This is a genomic window from Streptococcus sp. HF-2466 (genome assembly GCF_015594645.1).
GTDB lineage: Bacteria > Bacillota > Bacilli > Lactobacillales > Streptococcaceae > Streptococcus > Streptococcus anginosus.
Window position 1 is genome coordinate 195,898 of sequence record NZ_JADNQU010000002.1, and the last position, 19,276, is coordinate 215,173.

Sequence of the window (19,276 nt, forward strand, 5' to 3'; positions counted from 1 at the left end):
AAGAACAAATAATATAAACCCGATAATAATTTTTATAATGATATTCGAAAAGTAAAACAAGGAAATAAATAATAATAAAAATAAGATTAACCAATTCCACATAAAAGGCTCCTTTTAAATATTATAACATGAAGAATTAGAATTGTGTACAAAATCCATTGTCTTATCGTTTACATCTGCTATATTCCAACGCTATTTTGTTATAATATTTTTTAATTATTTTTAAAATTTCTTCACGTTTTAAATTGATATCTTTTAACTTCAAACATTCCAATTTGTCATCTAAGATTTTCCAACGTGGAAAATCTTTATCTTGAAGCGCTTCTCTTGCTCTGAGAGAAAAGAAGTAACCCGAATTGTTTTGAAAACAAGCGATAACAATTGTATAGTTGGTGGTACTACTTTGCAATAATAGGACTATCAAATGTAGCAAGTTCTAAATTGTTGTAAATGTTTTCTTCAATCCAAATATTTGGATTGTCTGTTAGAGTATTAAGATAGTTAGCCATTTTGTTGTATCTCCTTTATTTTTGGTAAGTTTAATTGATTTCTGAAATTTTTAAAATATCTTTTTTCAATCATTCGTAAGGCTGCTTGACCTTGCCTAGTTTTAGGCTTTTCAGTTGCTGTTTTGATTGTTTTAGTTATGATTGTAGGGCTGCCTACATAATCCATGATATAGTACATGTTTCTTACCTCTTTCTTATACGAATAACTCAAATTTAAGAAATTTTTTCAAAAATATCTATTGTTTTAAGAGCATGCGCCATTTGCTCGGCTTCAAACCAATTATGGGGTTTGTTTGCGATAGCTTCATGGCATTTCTGTAAGTTTGTTATTCCATATTGAGCGGCATCACGAAGTAACATAACTTCATGGTAAGGTAGACAAATGGCTTTTAATGTTTTGCGATTGACAGAAAAGCAGTTTTTATCCCAAGGGCGCAGGCTTTCGCAAAGCGGGATATAATAATCCGTTCCCATTCGTTGTCCGATGTTCCAAACGTGGAAACCGTTTGGAATTTTCTTGACTGTTTCAAATGTGCGTGTTCTGCTTGCGTTATTAATCGTTAGTATTTCTTTATTCTTCATTTTTTTGATCCTTATTTATTTTTTTCAAGCAATCCCGAAATGTGATAATCTAATTTTTCGTTGTATTCGTAAAGCTGGTTTATTTGTTGTTGTAGTTCTTGATTTTTCTTTTCAAGTCTATAAAAACCAAATGCGATAGTAAGCATGATAATGATTGTTGTAATGATAGTGATTGATTTTTTCATGATGTTTACCTCTTTTTTTATTTTTTAGGGGGGCGGAGTGTTCTGCTCGGTTATGCTGTTAATCTTTCAATTCTTATCATGGCTTTTGCCATGTCGTAAGAGTCAGAAATGCTGAAACGTTTTTGTTTATTTCCTTGATGAAATGACAAGATCTTTTCATTAGGGAAGATGTAGACTTTAATTTTTTCATCTTCATAAAATATTTTTCCATATCCAGATTCACACTCAAATTTATCTAAATTATCAAGAATCTTTTGAGCGTCGGCTTTGCGTTGTTTAATAGCTTGATACATAGCTTCTTCATCGTATTCAACCATTACGAAAGTATTTCCACCTTGCAAAATTTCACCCGTTCGATAGTCATGATCGATTGATTCATATTGTTCTTTTAAAATGCTATCAATTTCATCTAAACTAAGCATTACATTTTTAACTGTCACATTGATATAGATATCAGCACAGCCACGATGTTTGACGCTTATTTTTAAATCTTTGACGTTGTAACCTAATTCTTTAAGTTCGTTCTTGATGTCAGTTGCTTTCATAATATACCTTCTTTCTTTTTTGGCGAGGTACGAAAAAACGTACCTAGTTGACTCAATAGGTACGCTGTGATATACTATGTATATCGGCACTCTATTGAGTGTTGGACGGCTTGTTACACTATCGGATTGGCGTTTGAGAGTGTAGCAAGTTTTTTATTTTTGTAAGGTCTATCTCAACCTTACAAGTCTATTATAATCCAAGGATTTTATTTTGTCAATATCTTTTTTTAATTTTTTTTAAAAAATTTATTTGACACTTTCTAAAATAAAATTAGGAAGACTTTTTTTATTTTCTTTTGCTTTAGTTTTTAAAAAGTCTATTTCTTCTTGTGTGAAGTTGATTGTTAATTTTTTGTTACGTTTCAAACCGGTTGGCGGTCTTCCTCGTGGTCGTTTTGTTTCTTGCATTTTGACCCCTTCTTTGCTATAATAATTGTAAGGGAAGGCAAATAGATGTTAATCATCTACTTGCCATTGAATGTTAAGAAAGAGCCTTGATTATTTCAATAAGTATTTTTATCAATCTAGCGATTGCAGTCACTAGCTTGATTACTTTTGAAAAGTCAAGGCTTTTTCTTTTGCCTTTGCGGCTTTTCACATTCTCACCCCCTTTCAACCCTTACTTTGAGGGGGATTTTGTAAGGTCTATCTCAACCTTACAAGTCTATTATAATCCAAGGATTTTATTTTGTCAACACTTTTTTATAATTTTTTTAAAAAAATTTTTGGAGCCCGATTTTTTTCGGGCTTTTTTTATTTGCGGAAATTTTTTAAAAAATATTTGTTACTTTAATAATATGAGAGAGATTGACACGACGAGCAAGAAAACTATATATGACACGTTTTATAACACAAGGGATTGGCAAAGATTACGAGAGAAAGCAATAGAACGGGATAATAAAGAATGCGTTTGGTGCAAACGAGCAGGAAGACTGACGACGTCAAGGCTTGAGGTTGACCACATTAAAGAAGTAAAAGACTATCCGCAATTTGCTTATGAGCTTGACAATCTGCGAACGCTTTGTAAAGATTGTCACAACAAGCGTCATGGACGCTATCAAAAGCAATCTAAAAGCTTTGATGATGAGCTTTTTAGTTGGTAACTTGTCAATTTTGTAAATTTCTGTAAAGTAAAAATATAAAAAACGAACGATATACCCCCCTACCGAATAAATGTGCGTTTTTATCCAAAATCCGTAAACCGGTGGATGCTCAACTAACCAAAAATGTGCGTTATTTTTACATATTAGGGGGGTGTTTTTGGAAAAAATCCGAACAAAATTCTGTAAAGTATATAGGAAGTGAAAAAATATGGCTAAAACAAAAAAACAGATAAAAATGGAGAAATTAAAGCGAGAATTGGGACTTTTAATTGACGAAGATAATGAGATTGAGGTTGAAAAGGTTGATAGATATTTGAACTTGGTCAGTATTTTTTATGATCTTGATAAGTCGATTAAAGATAAAGGTGTAATGGTTGAGACGGTGAATGCTAATCAAACTTTTTTGAAAGAAAATCCTGCGGTTACTGCTAAGACCAAAGTTAATGCTTCTTTGCTTAAGCTTGATGTATTCTTTGATAAGAAGCGAGAGGAGTATGAAGCGAAGATGGCTAAGAGTAATGAAATTGATGAGGAAGACTTTACATGATTCAACGGTATGTGGATGCATATATCGAGGATTATAACACTGGCCGTATAGAGTTCAATCAGGAGAGGATTGAGCTTTTTGAATACTTAGAACGTGAGATAGTTCCTCGGTTAGAAAGTGGAGAGATTTATTTCAATGAAAAGCAGATAGATGATTGTGTTGGGTACATTGAGCGGTGGTTCTTTCCGTTGGAGCCGTTTCAGAAGTTTCTGATACCATTTATCTTTTTGTATTTTAAGAAGAATAATCTTATTGTCTATCGTAAATTCCTTTATATGATGGCTCGTGGTGCTGGGAAGAATGGTTTGATTTCTGGTGTTGCGAGTTTTCTTTTGACGCCTATGCATGGGGTGAAGAATTACAATATATCGATTATTGCTAATAGTGAAGACCAAGCAAAGACAAGTTTTCATGAAATTTATACAGTCATAGAGGAAAATGCGAAGTTAGAGCGGTTATTCTATAAGACAAAGTCCGAGATTTTGAGTAGGCAGACGAAAAGTATTATTAAATTTCGGACGTCTAATGGGAATACGAAAGACGGTCTGCGAGATGGTGCGGTTATTTTTGATGAGATTCATCAGTATGAAAGTAATCGAGATGTGCGGGTTCATTTGTCTGGGCTTGGTAAGGTTATCAATCCGAGAGAGTTCTATATTGGGACGGATGGGTATGTTCGTGAAGGCTTCATTGACAAGCAAAAAGAAAAGGCAAAAGCTGTTTTAAAGGGGCGTGCTCGTTGGAATTCTACATTCCCTTTTATTTGTAAGTTGGATAGTGTGGAACAGGTGGACGATAAGACGAAGTGGCAATTGGCAAATCCAATGTTTCATGAGCCGATGAGCGATTATGCGGCTAATTTGTTTGAAACGGTGTTAGAACAATACGAGGATTTGCAAGATGATCCCTCTAACCGTGAGGAATTTTTGACGAAGCGGATGAATTTGCCAGTCACAGATACGGAGCGGAGTGTTGCTACGTATGAGGAACTAGTGGCAACGAAGGAGTGGAAAGAGCCTTATGAGGGTCAACGTTGTATTGGTGGGTTTGACTTTGCTTCTACTAGGGACTTTGCTGCGGTTGGTTTGTTGTTTAAGAGTGACGAGAAATATGTGTGGAAGACACATTCTTTTGTGCGCAAGGGATTTGTGGATGCGATTTATGGTTATTCAAAGCCAAAGGATACAATCAATGGAAAGCGACAGTTTGCTCCTATTCGTCTATGGGAAGAAAAAGGCTGGTTGACGGTTGTTGATACACCGACAATCGACCCGCATGTGGTTGTTAATTGGTTTGTGGAACAACGGGATTTGTATGCTTTTGATATTGATACGATTCTTGGGGACTATTTCCGAATGGATTTGTTGCGCCCTATCTTTTTAGAAGCAGGTTTTGAGCAGGTGTTTAGTGAACGTGATAGGCAGCGTGTGCCGTCAGGTTATCGTTTGGAGGTTGTAAGAAATCCTCGTGCGATAGATAGTTTACTAGCTCCTAGAATAGAGAATGCTTTTGCTGGTCATAAAATCCTATTTGGTGAAAATGATATGATGCGTTGGTATACTAACAACGTTCTTAGAAAATTAAAATCTGATGGGAATGTTGAATACTTGAAGAAAGAAGATGTCCGAAGAAAGATAGATGGTTTTAAGGCCTTTGAGTGTGCTATGTATCGAGCTGATGAGCTGAATGAGCCTAGTTATGATTTTGAGGACTTTTACGATGATGTAATGGATTGGTATGAGGTGGGGTAAAGTGCGGAAATTTTGACGTTTTTATCTTGTATAATGAAGTTATCAATGGGGTAAGGACAGGCTAGTTAGCTCTCCTGCTGAAACGGTAATATTTTTTTGACTAAGCATGATGGTTCGATTCCATCAACCCCTATATGATTTCCTGGACGAGCGTGGCCATCTCTCGTTATCGTCAAAAATAAAGCCTAATCAATGTCAAGATGGTGAGCACATTTTAAAACTTTACACAAGACAGGTTGCGTGTAACAATTTTGCTAGATGAGGTTCAGGCAAAGTGGCAGACTTTTGGTGTAGTGGAAACATAGGAGGTGCAAGCTTGCTGACGTAGGTTCGATTCCTGCAGGGTCTATTGGCAATCTATGGTGGTAGATTGTCAGCCTCTCTAAATTTTTCATTCTTCTAGATGGTGGGAGTGCATTTGTACTCCCGTTTTTATTTTTTTCAAGAGTGGAAATTTTGACGTTTTTTTATTTTAAAATAGTATTGTGGACATAGAGAGGCAGAAATGCTTCTCTTTTTATTACCGCTGGGAAGGAGGAAACTATGGGGATACTTGATTATATTTTTAATCGCGGGAAGCAACGTTTGTCCTATGATTTTGATGATATTTTTAAAGATGTGCAACAGAATTCAATGAAATCTATAGCACTTGAAACCTGTGCGAATTATATCGCTAGGACTTTTTCTAAATCTTCTTTTGTTTTCTTTTGTGATGAAACAAAGAAACGGGATATTTGGGATTATCGAATCAATCATAAGGCAAATCCTAATCAGACGGCGGCTGAATTTTGGTCGGAATTTGTAAAATCTCTTATCAAGAATGGTGAAGCGTTAGCGTATATCAATAATAGACAAGAAATGTTTGTGGTTGATAGCTATGTACAGAAACATTCGCTTACTGGTGATGTTTTCGATATATCTACTATCCAGAATGTGCCTGTATCTATCACAGCTCACTATGATGAGGTGTTATTTATTCGGGTTGAGAATAATAATCTGGAGACTTTCATCGATGATTTATGGAATGAATATGGTTCTGTTTTGGGGCGGTTATTTCAAAACCAAAAAACTGCTAATCAACTGCGTTTTCACATGGAACTCCCTCGTGATAAGATTCGTGAGCGTGCTCGTGACTTAGCAAATCAGGCTTCTGATAAGTCAGAGGATACTAAAGAGTCCGTGTCAGAGAAAAAGGAAAGTTTTTTAGCTACTATAACTAAAAAGCTAGAGAATGATAGTGTTGTGCCTATTTTGCTACCGAAGGATGCTAAATATGAGGAATATCGTTCTCAAACATCGATAAAAGTTTCTTATGTTGAAGATATTGCTAAGATGAAGCAACAGTATATCAATGATGTTGCAGATATTCTTGGTATACCGAATGGGCTGATTCATGGGGATTTAGCGGATAATCAGAAAAACTATGACACTTATATTGCTACGGTGATTGAGCCGTTGGCACAGAAAATTGTTTCAGCAATGAACTACATTATCTTTAATCGTAGAGAGCTTCAAAAAGGCAATAAAGTTCAAATGGTCGGTTTTAAAAACTATGACCTTTTTTCTTTGTCTTCTAACATCGACAAGCTGGTTAGCTCTGGTTCATTTACACGAAATGAAATCCGACGTGAGCTTGGTTATGACCCAGTAGAAGGTGGGGATGTCTTCTTGCTGACGAAAAACTATATGGAGTTAGGCTCCATAGGAAAGGAGAAAGATGAAAAGACTTGATATTAACGGAGTTGTCATTAACGATGACGACAAATGGTTTTATGATTGGACTGAGCAGAGTGCGGTATCTCCAAAGGATGTAAAAGATTTTCTGGCTAAGACTGATGGTAAGGAAGCTATTCAAGTTGCGATTAACTCACAGGGCGGCTCTGTCTTTGCTGGTAGTGAGATTTATACGCTGCTTAAATCTTATCAGGGAAATGTTGAAGTCGTGGTTACAGGGCTTGCAGCAAGTATCGCTAGCATTATCATGATGGCAGGAGATACTATCAAGATGTCACCGATTGCACAAGTGATGATTCATAATGCAAGTATGTATGCACAAGGAGATTATCGTGACTTGGCACATGCGAGCGAGGTGAGTGAAAATACTTCTATCTCACTTGCGGATTTATACCAGCAAAAAACGGGTAAATCTACAGATGAAGTAAGGGAACTTATGGATAAGGAGACCTTTTTCACAGCGCAGCGAGCTCTTGAAATTGGCTTGGTAGATGAAGTTCTCTTTGCAGAATCTGCTCCGGACTTGGCAGCTTCTTTCGGCGGTATCGTATCTCATGCGAAGCTAGTGGAGCTAAAAGCAAATATGGAGCAAGACAATCAATTGAATCTCTTATTGACTCGCTTTGATCGTATGGAGATGCAGTTGAATGAGTTGCAGAAGTCTCAGAAAGAGCAAAAACAACAGACTGAAAAACCAGCCGTGCACGATGTATTGGCTGATTATTTATTTTAAGAAAGGAAATGTCAATGACAATTAACATTACTAAATTGCCTCGTTATCAGGAGGCTGTAACAAAATTTACTGAAGCAGTAACAAACGGAGCGGAAGCTGAGCAACGCAATGAGCTATACGCTGATGCTATGAGCATTATGGGAGAAGAATTATTGGAAGTCGTTTCAGATGCTAGCAAAAAGGAAGCAGAAGAGCTGTTTAATAACTTCCAAAAGAATCCTAAATTGACTGCAAACGAAATCAAGTTCTTTAATGAAATCAATAAAGAAGTTGGTTCAAAGAATGGTATCTTAATTCCAGAAGAAACTTACAATCAAGTGTTTGATGAGTTGACTACAGAACATCCGCTGCTATCTATTATCAACTTTAAAAATGCAGGTATGCGCCTAAAAGCTCTGACTGTAAAAAGTGAAACTGGTACTGCAGTTTGGGGAAATGTACATGGAGAAATTTCAGGTCAACTGGATGCGATTTTCCAAGAAACAGCATTCGAGCAAAACAAACTGACTGCCCTTGTCGTTATTCCAAAAGATGCATTGAAATTTGGTGCAACATGGCTGAAACAGTTTGTCATGGAACAAATCAAGGAAGCTATGTCAGTAGCTCTTGAAACAGCTATCGTAAAAGGTAACGGGGACAAACAACCTATTGGCTTGATCAAAGACTTAGCAAAAGGGACTGTTCAGAGTGAAAAAGTTGTCTACAATACTGACAAAACAGCTCTAGCTAGTCTTGCCACATTAGAGCCAACCAACGCTCCTAAACTACTTGCCCCAGTCATGAAAGCTTTGTCTATTTCAAATAAAGGGAATCGTCTAAACATTGCGGGGCAAACTTATCTTTTAGTAAACCCAGCGGATTATTACGATTTGGTAGCTAAGTTCACTTCTATGAATTTGAACGGTGTTTATACAACTACTTTGCCATTTGGTGTTCAATTAGCAGAATCAAAAGCGGTAGATACAGGCAAGGCGATTGCTTTTGTAGCAAACCGTTATGATGCTTATATTGGTGGCGGTGTAGCAATTGAAGAGTTTGATCAAACATTAGCTATTGAAGATATGCAGCTTGTAACTGCTAAATCTTACTGGTACGGTAAAGCGAAAGATAATCATACTGCTGCATTGTTGACACTAGCTGGTGGTTAAGAAAGGAGTAGCTTATGGAAGTTAAGGTTTTAAAGCCTTTTGAGGATTTGAACAAAAATGTACTTCGTCAAGTTGGTGAAGTTATTACAGTCAACAAAGAGCGCTTTGCTGAATTGGAAGCTCGTCTTCCGGGATTTGTAGAAGAAGTGGGCACTTCTGATATTCAAAACGAGGAGTAGAAGAAAATGGCTATTGATACAACAAAGTTTGTTGATGAGCAGTTAGCTGCTTTTAAGGAGCGTATGCGAATTACGAGCGCTGATGAAGATGATAATCTAAAAAAGATGCTTTCTTCTAGTATCGTAGCCGTTGCTTTACTGGTCGGAGCGGATGAAATTGATGATATGCTGGTTGAGCTGGCTTTTGAGCGAGCTCGCTATGTGTATCACGATGCCCTTGATGAATTTCAGACAAACTATGCGAATGAAATCGAGCTACAAGCAATGGTTCATTCTCTAAAGGAGGCGGAACATGCTAGGAAAAAAGACGATTAAAAATGAGACAGTAGACAACGGAAAGTTGAATACAATGGTTGTCTTTTACAATGCGAAGCCTAGAGGGCGTTTACCTAGTGATAAGCAGGAATTGAAAAAACTTTTCACTGCATGGGCGGAGGTTTATAATCCGTCTTTAAAGGATATTGAAATCATGAGAGGAAAAGGGATAAAAAGAGCGGTAACGATTGTTATTCGTAATCCGCTGTCATCTTATCGTCCGAAGAATAATCACATAGTAGAAATTAAACATGTTGATTATAAAGATGAGAGGTGGAATGTTGAGGATATTCGCCCTAAGCCAGACTATATCACTTTACTTTTGAAAGGAGAGGTCAATGGAGACTTGGGGAATTAGTGTTGAGGGAGTGGATGAGGTTATTCGCACTCTTAATCAAAAACTTGGAAAAACTCGACGTGACCGCATATCTCGTGAAGCAATCAATTATGCTGCAGAGGAAGCAGAAAAAGACTTAAAGGAAGTTACGACTAGCTTTCAACGTACAGGACGAACAACGGAACAGACGACGCATTCCAAGGCTCGGAAGATTGGGGGAGAGATTTTTCAATCCAAGGTTGGTTGGGGTGAGGGTTCTCGTTGGCGTCTGGAACACTTAAATGAGTTTGGTTATACTCGTTGGGGTAAGACATATGTACCACGAGGATTTGGGAAATTGCGGCAATATGCTGAAGCGCAACAAGCTCCATTTACCAAACACATGGTAGAAAAGATGAAGGAGTTGGCTGAATGAAAAGCATGCTTGATACATTAGCGGATAAGCTGGCAGAAGTGCCAGCTTTATCTAATATTGCTATTCACTATTTCCAACGTCCTGAAAGCTTGTCAGAAAGTGATAGTAGCATTGTCTTGATACCTCTTGCTCCTCCTCAGCAAGAGACATTTGGTAGTGATAATTTCTTACAGAAGCGGTTTAGCTATCAGGTGAATGTTGAAAGTAGTGACTACTACGAAACAAAGCGAATAGCTCATGAGGTTGAGAAAGCATTCTTGGAAGCGGCCTTTTATCAAAATACAGGCGGCTTAGATGAATATTTTGAAGAAACAAAGCGTTATGTAGACGCAAGAACATACAGAGGTTCTAGCTCTGTATATGACATTGAATATTGAAAGGAAAATTAAATATGACATTAGTTGGTTTTAAACGTGCCACAATTCGTGTGCTTGATGGTCAAGCCGCAACAGCAGGAACAAATTTATTTGTTGTTGAAGGGAAGAAAGGAGAAGGGGCAACTCAAACAGCTGACGTTACGGGTCTATCCTCTACTCCTATTAAAGTTTTTGGATCAAATATTGCTTATTACGTAGCTAACAAAGGCGTAGGCGATGTGAAAGCAGAACTCACACTTCTTGACATCCTTGAGAAAGTAAACGACATTCTACTGGGATACAAAGTAAAAGACAAGCTAACCTATATTGGTGAAGAGTCTGAACCGCCATACTGCTCACTTCTCTTAGAATCTGAAACACTAGCTGGCGAAAAAGCCTACTTCGGATTCTTGCAAGGACAGTTCTCCCGTGATGCCGTCAACATGAAAACCAAAAAAGGAACACAAGAAGAACCAGATGGGGATAAATATGAATTTACATCTGTTGCTTCAGACGATGAAGATACAAAAGGAAATTACGTTGTTAAGTATATTGGTAAAGAAGAAGAAACTATCAAGAAACTAAAACAACAAATGAAAATTGCAGAATAGAAAGAAACGGGTTTTCCCGTTTCTCTTATTTTTTAGAACTTTGGAAAGGATTTCTAATGACAAAATTACGTTTGGAATTAAAAAAGAAAAATGGCGATGTGGTAGTTTATGAACAGGACAAAGTACCAGCTAGTCGTGTGTTGGATTTTTGGAATATACAAGAAAAGTTAGAGGCTGGTGATACTAGCTATACTCCCAAAAAATATCTGTTGGATCGTATTGATTATTGTGCTTCGTTGTTTAGTGCAAAATCAGTTACTAGAGAAGCAATTTTAGAGGGGCTGAATGCTTGGGAGCTTGAAGAAACGATTGACGATATTATCTTGACTGCGGTGGGGGTCAAAAAAGAAGTAGACCCAAAGCTGATGGAATTAGTGCAACAGAAGCCCGAAAGCGTTTCTTAAGTCTTGTAAGGGACTTGGTAGCTAGTAATAACGGCTTTACTATCAATGACATTATGGAAACGGATTATGTGACTTTGTTTAATGTTCTTAATGCCGAAGAATTAAAACAAGATAAAGAAGAAATCATGTCATTGGAAGACTTTATCAATATGACTGGAGGTGATTGATATAGCTACGCCAATAGGAAATATGGTTGTGCATTTGGGGATGGATAATAGCGGATTTGCCAGAAAACTGACAGAGTCAAGTAATAGTCTCAAATCTTTTAAAAGAAGTATTGGGCTAATGGAAAAACAACTCAATACAAATAATGCTCTTATCAAATATGCGAATGGCGGGGCTGCGGCGTTTAAGGCTTATGGCGCTAAGGCAAATACTTTGAATGGTCTTATTCAGCAACAATCACTTTTTCAAGCGAAATTAGCTAATGACTTTGAGCGAAGCAAGACAGCGACAGGTGCGCTAACAGACCAATCTTATAGATTGGCAGCACAGTATCAAGACGGACAAACGAAGTTAGCAACTTACCGTGGTGAGTTAGCACAGACTGTGCGAGAGCAATATTCGCAATATGGTCTTACCGCTCGACTGGGACAAGGGTTGACAAAGATAAGTCAAGGACTAGGAAGAGTAAGTTCTGCGACAAGAGGGATGACGACAGCTCTGGGAGCGGGTTTTGTACAAGCAACGAGAAGTGCCGTTTCGTTTGAAAATGGGATGAAGACGATTCAAGCACTTATTAGCGATGATATTCCTGCAAACAAAATGACTTCTACGATGGATCAGTTGAGTAATGCTGTCAAAAAATATGCTACTGAATATGGTATATCTACTGGCGATGTCATTGAAGGGATGACTGAAATGATTCGTCGTGGTTATGATGTTAATCAAACTATGGCAGCTATGCCACATGTACTAGAAGCCAGTAAAGCATCCGGTGAAGGTTTTGGGACGGTCATGCATGCAACGACTGCTATCTTAGAGCAATTTAATTTGAAAGCGGAAGATACGCAGCGTGTTACGGACAGTTTGACTTTCGTAGCCAATAAAACAGCTTCGGACTTTTCAAGTCTTGGTGTGGCAATGGAGTATGTCGGGCCTATGGCGGCTACTGCTGGAATCTCTCTTGAAGAGACGGCGTCAGCTATTGGTTTGTTATCTCAACGTGGTATTGAGGGCGAAAAAGCGGGTACTAATTTGCGTAATATCTTGACAGCTCTTGTAAAACCAACCAAATCGCAAGCTGTAGCGTTTGAAAAAATGGGGATCTCTCTCGAGGAATTCCGAGCTGGCAATCTTTCTCTGGCAGATGTTTTGGATCTTGCACGAGTGAATACCGAGGGCTTGACAGGTGCGCAAAAGGCCGCGCTTTATTCACAAGCTGTTGGAAAAACCGGGCAAGCTGGTTTTAATGCTTTGATAGCTCAAGGCGGAGATGCTCTGAGACGTCTCACACAAGAAACTAATAATGCTAAGGGAGCTACTAAACGGATGTCCGACCAGATGATGGAATCATCTGAAAATCAACTTAAGAAAGCCCAAGCAGAATTAGAAGTTCTTGGAATTGAGATTGGTTCAAAGCTCTTGCCAAATATTAACAATCTTTTAAAAGAAGGGGTAAAAGTCATAGATTGGTTCAAAGACCTATCTCCTGCTACACAGGACATGATTTTAAAGTTTGCTTTGGGAGCGGCTGCTATCAGTCCCTTCACTGGGGCGCTTAGCCTTCTTACTGGCGTGACGGGCAAGACCTTATCAGGTATAGCTAGCATGGCAGGGAAAGTAAAAAGTATAAAGGCTCTATTAAATGTTTCGAGAGAAGCAACTGGAGCGGCGCAAGGTATCGCTCTGTTGGGAGAAAGTGCAACAGGAGCGACAGGAGCTGTCGGTGATCTTGCTGGTAAGGCGGGACTATTGGGGGCTTTATTTACCCCGACTGGTGCTCTTGTAGCTGGTGGTGTGCTTGCTGCTGCAGTAATTGGTTACTTTGCCCAGAAAGCTATTGATGCTAGAAAACGAGCTGAAGAGTGGGGGACTGCTGTTAATTCCACCCAAGCCGTTGAATTACAAGGTTTTAAAAACAAGGTGGACGAAACCAACCATGCAATGACTGAATTTGGTTCGGGTGCTGTCAAGGATATTGAGAATGTCAGAAAAGCTTTTAAGGGTTTAACTGATGAAATCACAAAACTTGCTGATAAGGACTTGGCAAAAAAAGTTAAGCTAGCTGAAAAGCTAGGAATTAGCCAAGAAACAATTAACACCTTAACAAATCAGACTGAGCAGGTAAAAAACAATGTTCAGCAGATGTCGGATGAAGTTATTAACATCTACAAAAATGCTAGTGAACAACATCGTCAACTGACAGCAGAAGAAAAAGCAGTTGTTTTGGCAAATCAGAACGAACTTATCAAAACGCAATTGAGTTTGATGAAATATTCTAGTAATGAGAAAATTGCCATTACTAAGGCTATGAATGGGCAGCTAGATGAACTTAATGATAGCCAAATCTCAAAGGCTAAGAAAGTAGTTGAGGGTTGGATTAAAGATGAAAACAAGGCTTATAAAGAGCGTAAAAGTAATTTACAAAAACTTTATGATGATATTCGTGGAGAAGATGAAGCTGCTTTAAAAGCTCGTGAAGAAATCCGAACTAAAATGCAGACATTAGAAGCAGAACACAATGCCAAGATGGATGCTTATGGTGAAAAATGGGTTAAAATTCAACAAAAATTAACTGAAACAGCTTTGAGCAAATCTACATCGGAAGCTCAAAAAGCAATTTTGGATCAAATGAAAAGGAATGCTAATGAGTTAGGGCTTTCTTATGATGAACTTGTTAATAAGTTTTCGAATGCGTCTTCTAAAATTCAAGAAGAAAGTGAGTTGTGGGCGAAGACGACAGAGAAAACTACTGCGGCCGGAAAACTTGCCAATACGCAATGGAATGCGATGGTTTGGGATTCTAAGACAGGTAAGGTGAAAACCAACGCTCAAGAAGAAATTCAAAAAGCGCTTCAAGCCGAAGGCGGCTGGGAAGCTATGAAATTTGTTGTTAAAGAAGCAAATCTGAAAACCAATGCAAAAATTGCGATTGGTGAAGCCTTGGTGGCTACTGGTCAATGGAACAATCTTAAACCAGAGGATAAGAAACTCATCACGGACGGTAAGCCTGCGATTGAAGCTATTCTCAATAGCAAGGAGATGCTTGAAGTATGGAATGCTATGCCCGAACAGGTCAAGAAGATTTTAGGAGATAGCGAAAACTTTCTTAATAGTGCCGAAGTCGCTCAACACGCTTTGGATGCTTGGAATCTGATGACACCGACCCAGCAAAAGCTAATGGTTGAGGATTTAGCTAGTGGAAATATCGAGACAGTTCGTAGGGCGGTTGAAACTTTAACCGGCAAGACACTTCCAATCGAAGCGACAAATAATACAGCGTTGCCTGCACAAGAAGCACAGAACACGATCGATGCAGTCCGACAATATCAATCTGTGTATATCAATGCTAAAAATAATACACAAGGAGAAGCGAATGCAGCTAGTGCAGCTATCAATAGTGTGAAGCAAAATAAGGCGGCTGATATTAACGCTACCGATGTGACAGGAGGGGCAGTTACAAGTGCTAAGTGGCAATTATCTACAGTACCAGGACAAACATTTACAACAATCACAGCTATAGATAATGCTTCTGGTGTTATATCCGGCATCGCAAGTAAGTTGGCGAGTGTAACAGGAAATTTCATTGCGAATGTTGCAGCTGGCAGATACGCTCGTGGTACGGATCATCACCCAGGGGGACTTGCTGTTGTCAATGACGAGGGAGGCCCTAACTATCGTGAGCTGGTTACTCTGCCAAATGGACTATCCTTTATTCCAAAAGGGCGGAACGTCTTGTTTCCATTGCCTAAAGGGTCTAAGGTTTTGCGGGCTAGTATGACAAAAAGGCTATTTCCGCAATACAAAGATGGTGTGGGATATTCTAAGGATTCTCCACTCTTTAAACAAATGGACGCTGTACAATCTGTTATTATTCAATCTAATCAGAGCTCGGCAAGTGCTAAGCAGTCCGATACCAGTCAAGTGGTATCCGAGATTGCTATTTTGCGTGATAGCTTAACAGAACTACTAGAAAAGATATTAAAAAAAGATAATAATGTCTATCTAAATGGTGAAAGAATGGGACAGAAGTTGACTGACATTCAAAGCGACCAAGAGAAATTGCAACAGATGCTGAAAGGAAAATTTATTTGAGTAGAAAATTGATTATGAAATACAACGGGCAAGAACTTGACATCATTGTTCGTGATATACAGCGAGATATAGGAAACGAAAGGAGTATTACGTTGAATGATGCTCCTTTTTTGGGGCAGAATGTTCAAGATTTTAAGATAAGCTCAAAGACTATTGTTGTTGATTTTTTGATTTGGGGATTTGATCGAAACAAAATTAAGCATGATTTAGCTAGTATCTTTCATTTTAGTGAAGTGAAGCGCCTAGAATTTAGCGATGAACCGGATAAGTATTATCTAGCTATCGTGACTGGGGAAATCAAAATGAAAGAAAGTAAGGGACTATTTTCAGAGGGGACGATTACTTTTCTCGTACCTGATGGGGTAGCTCATTCTACTACTTATCGGCGTTTTGATAAGCCTAAAGAAGTAGGGGATAAAATCGTCTTTGATTTGGAAAACAATGGTAATGTAGATGCTTATCCTATCATTACGGTAAAGCATAATGCAGAGAATGGTTATCTCGGCTTTGTCAATACCAGCGGAGCTTTAGAGCTAGGAAATAGAGAAGAAGCGGATACACAGACTGTTCAAAAATCTGAAATCCTATTTGATTATGTCTCTAACAATGGCATTGTCAAGGGGTTTCAACAAGGGCAAAAGAATGCTGCTATTTTGAATGATTTGTCTCAGAACCTAAATGGTACGCTTGCTATTGACAATACTTGGGGACGTCCTCATATAGCTCTTACAAATCGCGGGAGTGGTTCGCGACCAAATAATGCAGGTTCGGTCAGTTGGGAAATTCCTCTTGACAGTACCGGTCAGCGTGGCGCACTTCATGAATACATTTGGTGGCGGCAAATCTTCTGGCTTGGCGCAGCAAACCAGCTCGGATTTATAAAAATTTCTGTCTCTGATACAGAGGGGCAGTTTTTATATGGTGTTGAAACAATCAAAAGGTCGAATGGTTTGGGGTGTGAGTACAATTTCTTAGCTTCTAACGGAAAAGGTGGATACAAACTTATCAATCAGTGGTTTTTTTGGGGTACACACCGAGAAGACCAGAACCCATTTAATGAGCCTAGAGGTTCGTCGGATTTATTACGTCGTGACGATATGGTGCAAGTGTACTGGTGGGGAACATACCCACAGTTTCGCATTCCTGAAATTAAAGGGCGCAAGTCCGCAAAAATACATGTTGCTATCGGAGCGTTTGGAAACAAGCCGCAGGTCACGCATGCCTATCTTGATAGCATTGTTTATCGCAAGGACTTTATTGATACGATTGAGGATATACCGAATCGTTATCAGAAAGGTTCAACGGTGGTGGCAGATAGTGAGCAAGATAGAATACTGGTTGACAATCTAGACAAATTTAGTGATCGAGTTCATGGTTCTGCGTGGTTGAAAGTTCCTCCGGGAAAATCGCAATTAGAAGTGTTTTGCTCTAGTTGGATAAAAGCAAAGCCTACTGTAACTGTAAATTTTGAAGAAAGGTTTTTATAAATAATGTTATTAACAATTCATGACGCACATTTACGACAGGTGGCGTCTATTGATAATGATAAGCAGGGGACACTGAATTATTTCAATGATACGTGGACAAGCTACCTTGAGACTGGTGCGGCTACTTTTGACTTTACAGTTAGTAAAAAGGAGCTTGCGACCGATACATATTCAAAGCGTGCTTATCAGTTCTTGAATGAGAAAAATTTTATCTCTTTTGAATACGAAGGTGAGACACAGCTTTTTATCGTTCGTAAAGTTGTTGAAAATGAAAAACTCATCAAGTTAAATTGTGTCAATTTGAATCTAGAGCTTATCAATGAATATGCCAATCCTTATAAGGCACTGAAAGATATGTCGTTTGAAGAGTATTGTAAGGCTCTTGATTTGCTGAACTTTACGATGCTTAAGATAGGTGTGAATGAAATTTCTGATAAGAAGTTGACCCTCGAATGGGAAGGGCAAGAAACGAAATTGGCTCGGCTTTTATCGCTTGCCAATAAGTTTGGTGCAGAGATTGAGTTTAAAACATTCTTGAATAGTAATAGTTCTATCAAAGCCTTTGTGGTGAATGTCTATCATGCAAATGACGGTTTTCATCAAGGTGTTGGTAAAAGACAGTCTAAGGTATTACGATATGGGCGAGATTTTAATTCACTTACTCGAACTGTAGATACAACAGGGATTTATAATGCTATCCTCCCAACTGGGAATCGTTCAGAGGTCACTTCGACCAAAACGAGTGTCATTCATAATGTAGATGGAAGTGTAACTACAACTAAAAAGGTGCGAAATCCTGATGGAAGCGTTACGACGACTTCTAAAAGGGTACGAAATGATGGTTTCGTACTTGGGCAGGTTGTCACTAAGACTGTAAAAAATCCTGATGGAACTTCCTCTACGACTATGGAACGAGAGATGACAACGGTCTACAAAAAACGAACCGGCAGGAGGAAAAAGGCAGAGGAGCAACCGCCTTTTAAAGTTAAACACTCAAAGACTTCTAAAACGAGTGCTTATAGCAATGACAGTACGTTTGATTTGTCGGATTTGCCAGATTGGAAGTTAGAGAATGAAAACGGACAAGTAGAGTTTTATAAAGCAGGAAAAATGTTGTATGCTCCTCTTTCTATGCAGATGTTTCCTGCAGCGTTTACCTCTGATACGATGAGTGACCAATGGATCAGACGAGATGCAACTATTGATGCCGAGACACAAGAGGAATTGTCCGATAAGGCACTTGACATGCTACGGAAAAGCTGTTATCCAGCAGTCACTTATGAAGTCGATGGTTACTTGCCATACGGTGTAGGTGATACTGTAGAGATTGAAGATGACGGATTTGCTCTTACTTTGTTACTTGAAATGCGGGTGTCCGAAAGGTCTATCAGCTTTACTGGTACAGGTACGAATAAAAGCGTTTTTGCAAATTTCAAAGCGCTTGAAAATCAATTATCATCTGGCATTCAACAACGGCTAGAAGAAATGTTGGAAGAAGCAAAACCTTATGATATTAAGGTTGCATCAGATAATGGGACTGTTTTTAAAAACAATAAAGGAAAATCAACAATTTATCCTACCTTGCTCAAAGGAGAGAAAACCATCCCAGATTCCGAAGTTAGTTGGAAATGGAAAGTAGATGAACGTGATTTTCCACTTGCTCCAACATTTACTGTTGAAGCTGCTGGACTGACTAAGCCACTCACTGTAACAGTTATAGCTATTGTAAATGGTAAGGAAGTAGCCCATAAAGAATTAGCTTTTACCAACGTCAATGACGGTGCGAAAGGTTCTGACGGAAAATCTATCACGGTCGCTAAAGCTGAAAAGCAAGCGGACGGGGTCAAGGTGACGTTCTCGGACAACAAGAGCATTGTTGTACCGAAAGGCGATAAAGGTGACCCGGCAGACCCAGCTCCTCTCAATGCTCTAGAACAAGAGATGAAACAGACCAAGCAAGGGTTAAACGATGTTAAGGCAGATCTGCTCAAAGAAAAGGCGGAAAGCTCCGCTAATATTGAGCAGGTAAAAAAAGAAGTCGGTGCTATCAGCTCCCAACAAACCGCTTACGAGAAATC

22 protein-coding genes and 1 tRNA gene are annotated in these 19,276 nt (G+C 38.7%); 18 read left to right on the forward strand and 5 right to left on the reverse strand.

Features of this window, described 5'->3' with window-relative positions; all coding sequences use genetic code 11:
• Positions 1–501: 501 nt before the first annotated feature.
• The 5 genes from IYQ91_RS03735 to IYQ91_RS03755 all read right to left on the reverse strand — a co-directional run bounded on the left by IYQ91_RS03735 (position 502) and on the right by IYQ91_RS03755 (position 2,229).
• Positions 502–687: a hypothetical protein gene (locus IYQ91_RS03735; protein WP_195673108.1), complete on the reverse strand. Its 186-nt coding sequence runs from the start codon at positions 685–687 to the stop codon at positions 502–504.
• A gap of 35 nt (positions 688–722) precedes the next feature.
• Positions 723–1,091 (reverse strand): hypothetical protein, encoded by a 369-nt coding sequence (locus IYQ91_RS03740; protein ID WP_195673109.1) that lies wholly within the window; start codon positions 1,089–1,091, stop codon positions 723–725.
• 11 nt (positions 1,092–1,102) lie between these two features.
• The gene (locus IYQ91_RS03745) at positions 1,103–1,276 is read right to left on the reverse strand and encodes a hypothetical protein (protein ID WP_195673110.1); all 174 of its coding nucleotides are present in this window, start codon (positions 1,274–1,276) and stop codon (positions 1,103–1,105) included.
• A gap of 50 nt (positions 1,277–1,326) precedes the next feature.
• Entirely contained in the window at positions 1,327–1,821 is a 495-nt protein-coding gene (locus IYQ91_RS03750) for a hypothetical protein (RefSeq protein WP_195673111.1), read from the reverse strand.
• Positions 1,822–2,067: 246 nt separating this feature from the next.
• On the reverse strand, positions 2,068–2,229 hold the full coding sequence (locus tag IYQ91_RS03755) for a hypothetical protein (RefSeq protein WP_195673112.1): 162 nt from the start codon (positions 2,227–2,229) through the stop codon (positions 2,068–2,070).
• Between the two features lie 389 nt (positions 2,230–2,618).
• Between IYQ91_RS03755 and IYQ91_RS03760 the strand changes: the two genes are divergently transcribed.
• From IYQ91_RS03760 to IYQ91_RS03845, 18 genes are all read left to right on the forward strand, one after another.
• Positions 2,619–2,924 carry an HNH endonuclease gene (locus tag IYQ91_RS03760; RefSeq protein WP_195673123.1) on the forward strand — a complete coding sequence of 102 codons (306 nt, stop codon included), beginning with the start codon at positions 2,619–2,621 and terminating at the stop codon, positions 2,922–2,924.
• Between the two features lie 208 nt (positions 2,925–3,132).
• The gene (locus IYQ91_RS03765) at positions 3,133–3,471 is read left to right on the forward strand and encodes a P27 family phage terminase small subunit (RefSeq protein WP_148131495.1); all 339 of its coding nucleotides are present in this window, start codon (positions 3,133–3,135) and stop codon (positions 3,469–3,471) included.
• On the forward strand, positions 3,468–5,222 hold the full coding sequence (locus IYQ91_RS03770) for a terminase TerL endonuclease subunit (RefSeq protein WP_195673113.1): 1,755 nt from the start codon (positions 3,468–3,470) through the stop codon (positions 5,220–5,222). Before IYQ91_RS03765 ends, IYQ91_RS03770 begins: the two co-directional genes overlap by 4 nt.
• Before the next feature lie 279 nt (positions 5,223–5,501).
• Positions 5,502–5,571: transfer RNA gene (locus IYQ91_RS03775), tRNA-Leu, on the forward strand.
• 194 nt (positions 5,572–5,765) lie between these two features.
• Positions 5,766–6,953, forward strand: coding sequence for a phage portal protein (locus IYQ91_RS03780; protein ID WP_195673114.1), 1,188 nt, complete (start codon positions 5,766–5,768; stop codon positions 6,951–6,953).
• Positions 6,940–7,689: a head maturation protease, ClpP-related gene (locus IYQ91_RS03785; protein ID WP_070241864.1), complete on the forward strand. Its 750-nt coding sequence runs from the start codon at positions 6,940–6,942 to the stop codon at positions 7,687–7,689. The genes IYQ91_RS03780 and IYQ91_RS03785 overlap by 14 nt, the downstream gene beginning before the upstream one ends.
• 14 nt (positions 7,690–7,703) lie before the next feature.
• Positions 7,704–8,837 carry a phage major capsid protein gene (locus IYQ91_RS03790; protein WP_195673115.1) on the forward strand — a complete coding sequence of 378 codons (1,134 nt, stop codon included), beginning with the start codon at positions 7,704–7,706 and terminating at the stop codon, positions 8,835–8,837.
• A gap of 14 nt (positions 8,838–8,851) precedes the next feature.
• Complete coding sequence (locus tag IYQ91_RS03795) at positions 8,852–9,016, forward strand: hypothetical protein (protein WP_195673116.1); 165 nt, start codon at positions 8,852–8,854, stop codon at positions 9,014–9,016.
• A gap of 6 nt (positions 9,017–9,022) precedes the next feature.
• Positions 9,023–9,331: a hypothetical protein gene (locus IYQ91_RS03800; RefSeq protein ID WP_070836456.1), complete on the forward strand. Its 309-nt coding sequence runs from the start codon at positions 9,023–9,025 to the stop codon at positions 9,329–9,331.
• On the forward strand, positions 9,309–9,689 hold the full coding sequence (locus IYQ91_RS03805; protein WP_070241862.1) for a hypothetical protein: 381 nt from the start codon (positions 9,309–9,311) through the stop codon (positions 9,687–9,689). Before IYQ91_RS03800 ends, IYQ91_RS03805 begins: the two co-directional genes overlap by 23 nt.
• A complete protein-coding gene (locus tag IYQ91_RS03810) occupies positions 9,670–10,083 on the forward strand; it encodes a hypothetical protein (RefSeq protein ID WP_070241861.1) in 414 nt (137 codons plus the stop codon). The genes IYQ91_RS03805 and IYQ91_RS03810 overlap by 20 nt, the downstream gene beginning before the upstream one ends.
• Positions 10,080–10,460: a hypothetical protein gene (locus IYQ91_RS03815; RefSeq protein WP_195673117.1), complete on the forward strand. Its 381-nt coding sequence runs from the start codon at positions 10,080–10,082 to the stop codon at positions 10,458–10,460. The genes IYQ91_RS03810 and IYQ91_RS03815 overlap by 4 nt, the downstream gene beginning before the upstream one ends.
• A gap of 14 nt (positions 10,461–10,474) precedes the next feature.
• Positions 10,475–11,050, forward strand: a complete 576-nt coding sequence (locus IYQ91_RS03820; RefSeq protein ID WP_070836453.1) for a major tail protein — start codon at positions 10,475–10,477, stop codon at positions 11,048–11,050.
• Between the two features lie 56 nt (positions 11,051–11,106).
• Complete coding sequence (gpG, locus tag IYQ91_RS03825) at positions 11,107–11,454, forward strand: phage tail assembly chaperone G (protein WP_195673118.1); 348 nt, start codon at positions 11,107–11,109, stop codon at positions 11,452–11,454.
• A 14-nt stretch (positions 11,455–11,468) separates the two neighbouring features.
• Positions 11,469–11,621 carry a hypothetical protein gene (locus IYQ91_RS03830; RefSeq protein ID WP_224785203.1) on the forward strand — a complete coding sequence of 51 codons (153 nt, stop codon included), beginning with the start codon at positions 11,469–11,471 and terminating at the stop codon, positions 11,619–11,621.
• Between the two features lie 22 nt (positions 11,622–11,643).
• Positions 11,644–15,711: a phage tail tape measure protein gene (locus IYQ91_RS03835; RefSeq protein ID WP_195673119.1), complete on the forward strand. Its 4,068-nt coding sequence runs from the start codon at positions 11,644–11,646 to the stop codon at positions 15,709–15,711.
• Positions 15,708–17,198: a distal tail protein Dit gene (locus IYQ91_RS03840; RefSeq protein WP_229311628.1), complete on the forward strand. Its 1,491-nt coding sequence runs from the start codon at positions 15,708–15,710 to the stop codon at positions 17,196–17,198. Before IYQ91_RS03835 ends, IYQ91_RS03840 begins: the two co-directional genes overlap by 4 nt.
• A gap of 3 nt (positions 17,199–17,201) precedes the next feature.
• On the forward strand, positions 17,202–19,276 hold a 2,075-nt coding region (locus IYQ91_RS03845), incomplete at its 3' end, for a phage tail spike protein (RefSeq protein WP_195673120.1).

What these genes read in the sequence shown, in the direction of transcription:
- IYQ91_RS03735 (WP_195673108.1), bottom strand. Translation starts at nt 687, where the DNA reads ATGTACTATATCATGGATTATGTAGGCAGCCCTACAATCATAACTAAA.
- IYQ91_RS03740 (WP_195673109.1), bottom strand. Translation starts at nt 1,091, where the DNA reads ATGAAGAATAAAGAAATACTAACGATTAATAACGCAAGCAGAACACGC.
- IYQ91_RS03745 (WP_195673110.1), bottom strand. Translation starts at nt 1,276, where the DNA reads ATGAAAAAATCAATCACTATCATTACAACAATCATTATCATGCTTACT.
- IYQ91_RS03750 (WP_195673111.1), bottom strand. Translation starts at nt 1,821, where the DNA reads ATGAAAGCAACTGACATCAAGAACGAACTTAAAGAATTAGGTTACAAC.
- IYQ91_RS03755 (WP_195673112.1), bottom strand. Translation starts at nt 2,229, where the DNA reads ATGCAAGAAACAAAACGACCACGAGGAAGACCGCCAACCGGTTTGAAA.
- IYQ91_RS03760 (WP_195673123.1), top strand. Translation starts at nt 2,619, where the DNA reads ATGAGAGAGATTGACACGACGAGCAAGAAAACTATATATGACACGTTT.
- IYQ91_RS03765 (WP_148131495.1), top strand. Translation starts at nt 3,133, where the DNA reads ATGGCTAAAACAAAAAAACAGATAAAAATGGAGAAATTAAAGCGAGAA.
- IYQ91_RS03770 (WP_195673113.1), top strand. Translation starts at nt 3,468, where the DNA reads ATGATTCAACGGTATGTGGATGCATATATCGAGGATTATAACACTGGC.
- IYQ91_RS03780 (WP_195673114.1), top strand. Translation starts at nt 5,766, where the DNA reads ATGGGGATACTTGATTATATTTTTAATCGCGGGAAGCAACGTTTGTCC.
- IYQ91_RS03785 (WP_070241864.1), top strand. Translation starts at nt 6,940, where the DNA reads ATGAAAAGACTTGATATTAACGGAGTTGTCATTAACGATGACGACAAA.
- IYQ91_RS03790 (WP_195673115.1), top strand. Translation starts at nt 7,704, where the DNA reads ATGACAATTAACATTACTAAATTGCCTCGTTATCAGGAGGCTGTAACA.
- IYQ91_RS03795 (WP_195673116.1), top strand. Translation starts at nt 8,852, where the DNA reads ATGGAAGTTAAGGTTTTAAAGCCTTTTGAGGATTTGAACAAAAATGTA.
- IYQ91_RS03800 (WP_070836456.1), top strand. Translation starts at nt 9,023, where the DNA reads ATGGCTATTGATACAACAAAGTTTGTTGATGAGCAGTTAGCTGCTTTT.
- IYQ91_RS03805 (WP_070241862.1), top strand. Translation starts at nt 9,309, where the DNA reads ATGCTAGGAAAAAAGACGATTAAAAATGAGACAGTAGACAACGGAAAG.
- IYQ91_RS03810 (WP_070241861.1), top strand. Translation starts at nt 9,670, where the DNA reads ATGGAGACTTGGGGAATTAGTGTTGAGGGAGTGGATGAGGTTATTCGC.
- IYQ91_RS03815 (WP_195673117.1), top strand. Translation starts at nt 10,080, where the DNA reads ATGAAAAGCATGCTTGATACATTAGCGGATAAGCTGGCAGAAGTGCCA.
- IYQ91_RS03820 (WP_070836453.1), top strand. Translation starts at nt 10,475, where the DNA reads ATGACATTAGTTGGTTTTAAACGTGCCACAATTCGTGTGCTTGATGGT.
- gpG (WP_195673118.1), top strand. Translation starts at nt 11,107, where the DNA reads ATGACAAAATTACGTTTGGAATTAAAAAAGAAAAATGGCGATGTGGTA.
- IYQ91_RS03835 (WP_195673119.1), top strand. Translation starts at nt 11,644, where the DNA reads ATGGTTGTGCATTTGGGGATGGATAATAGCGGATTTGCCAGAAAACTG.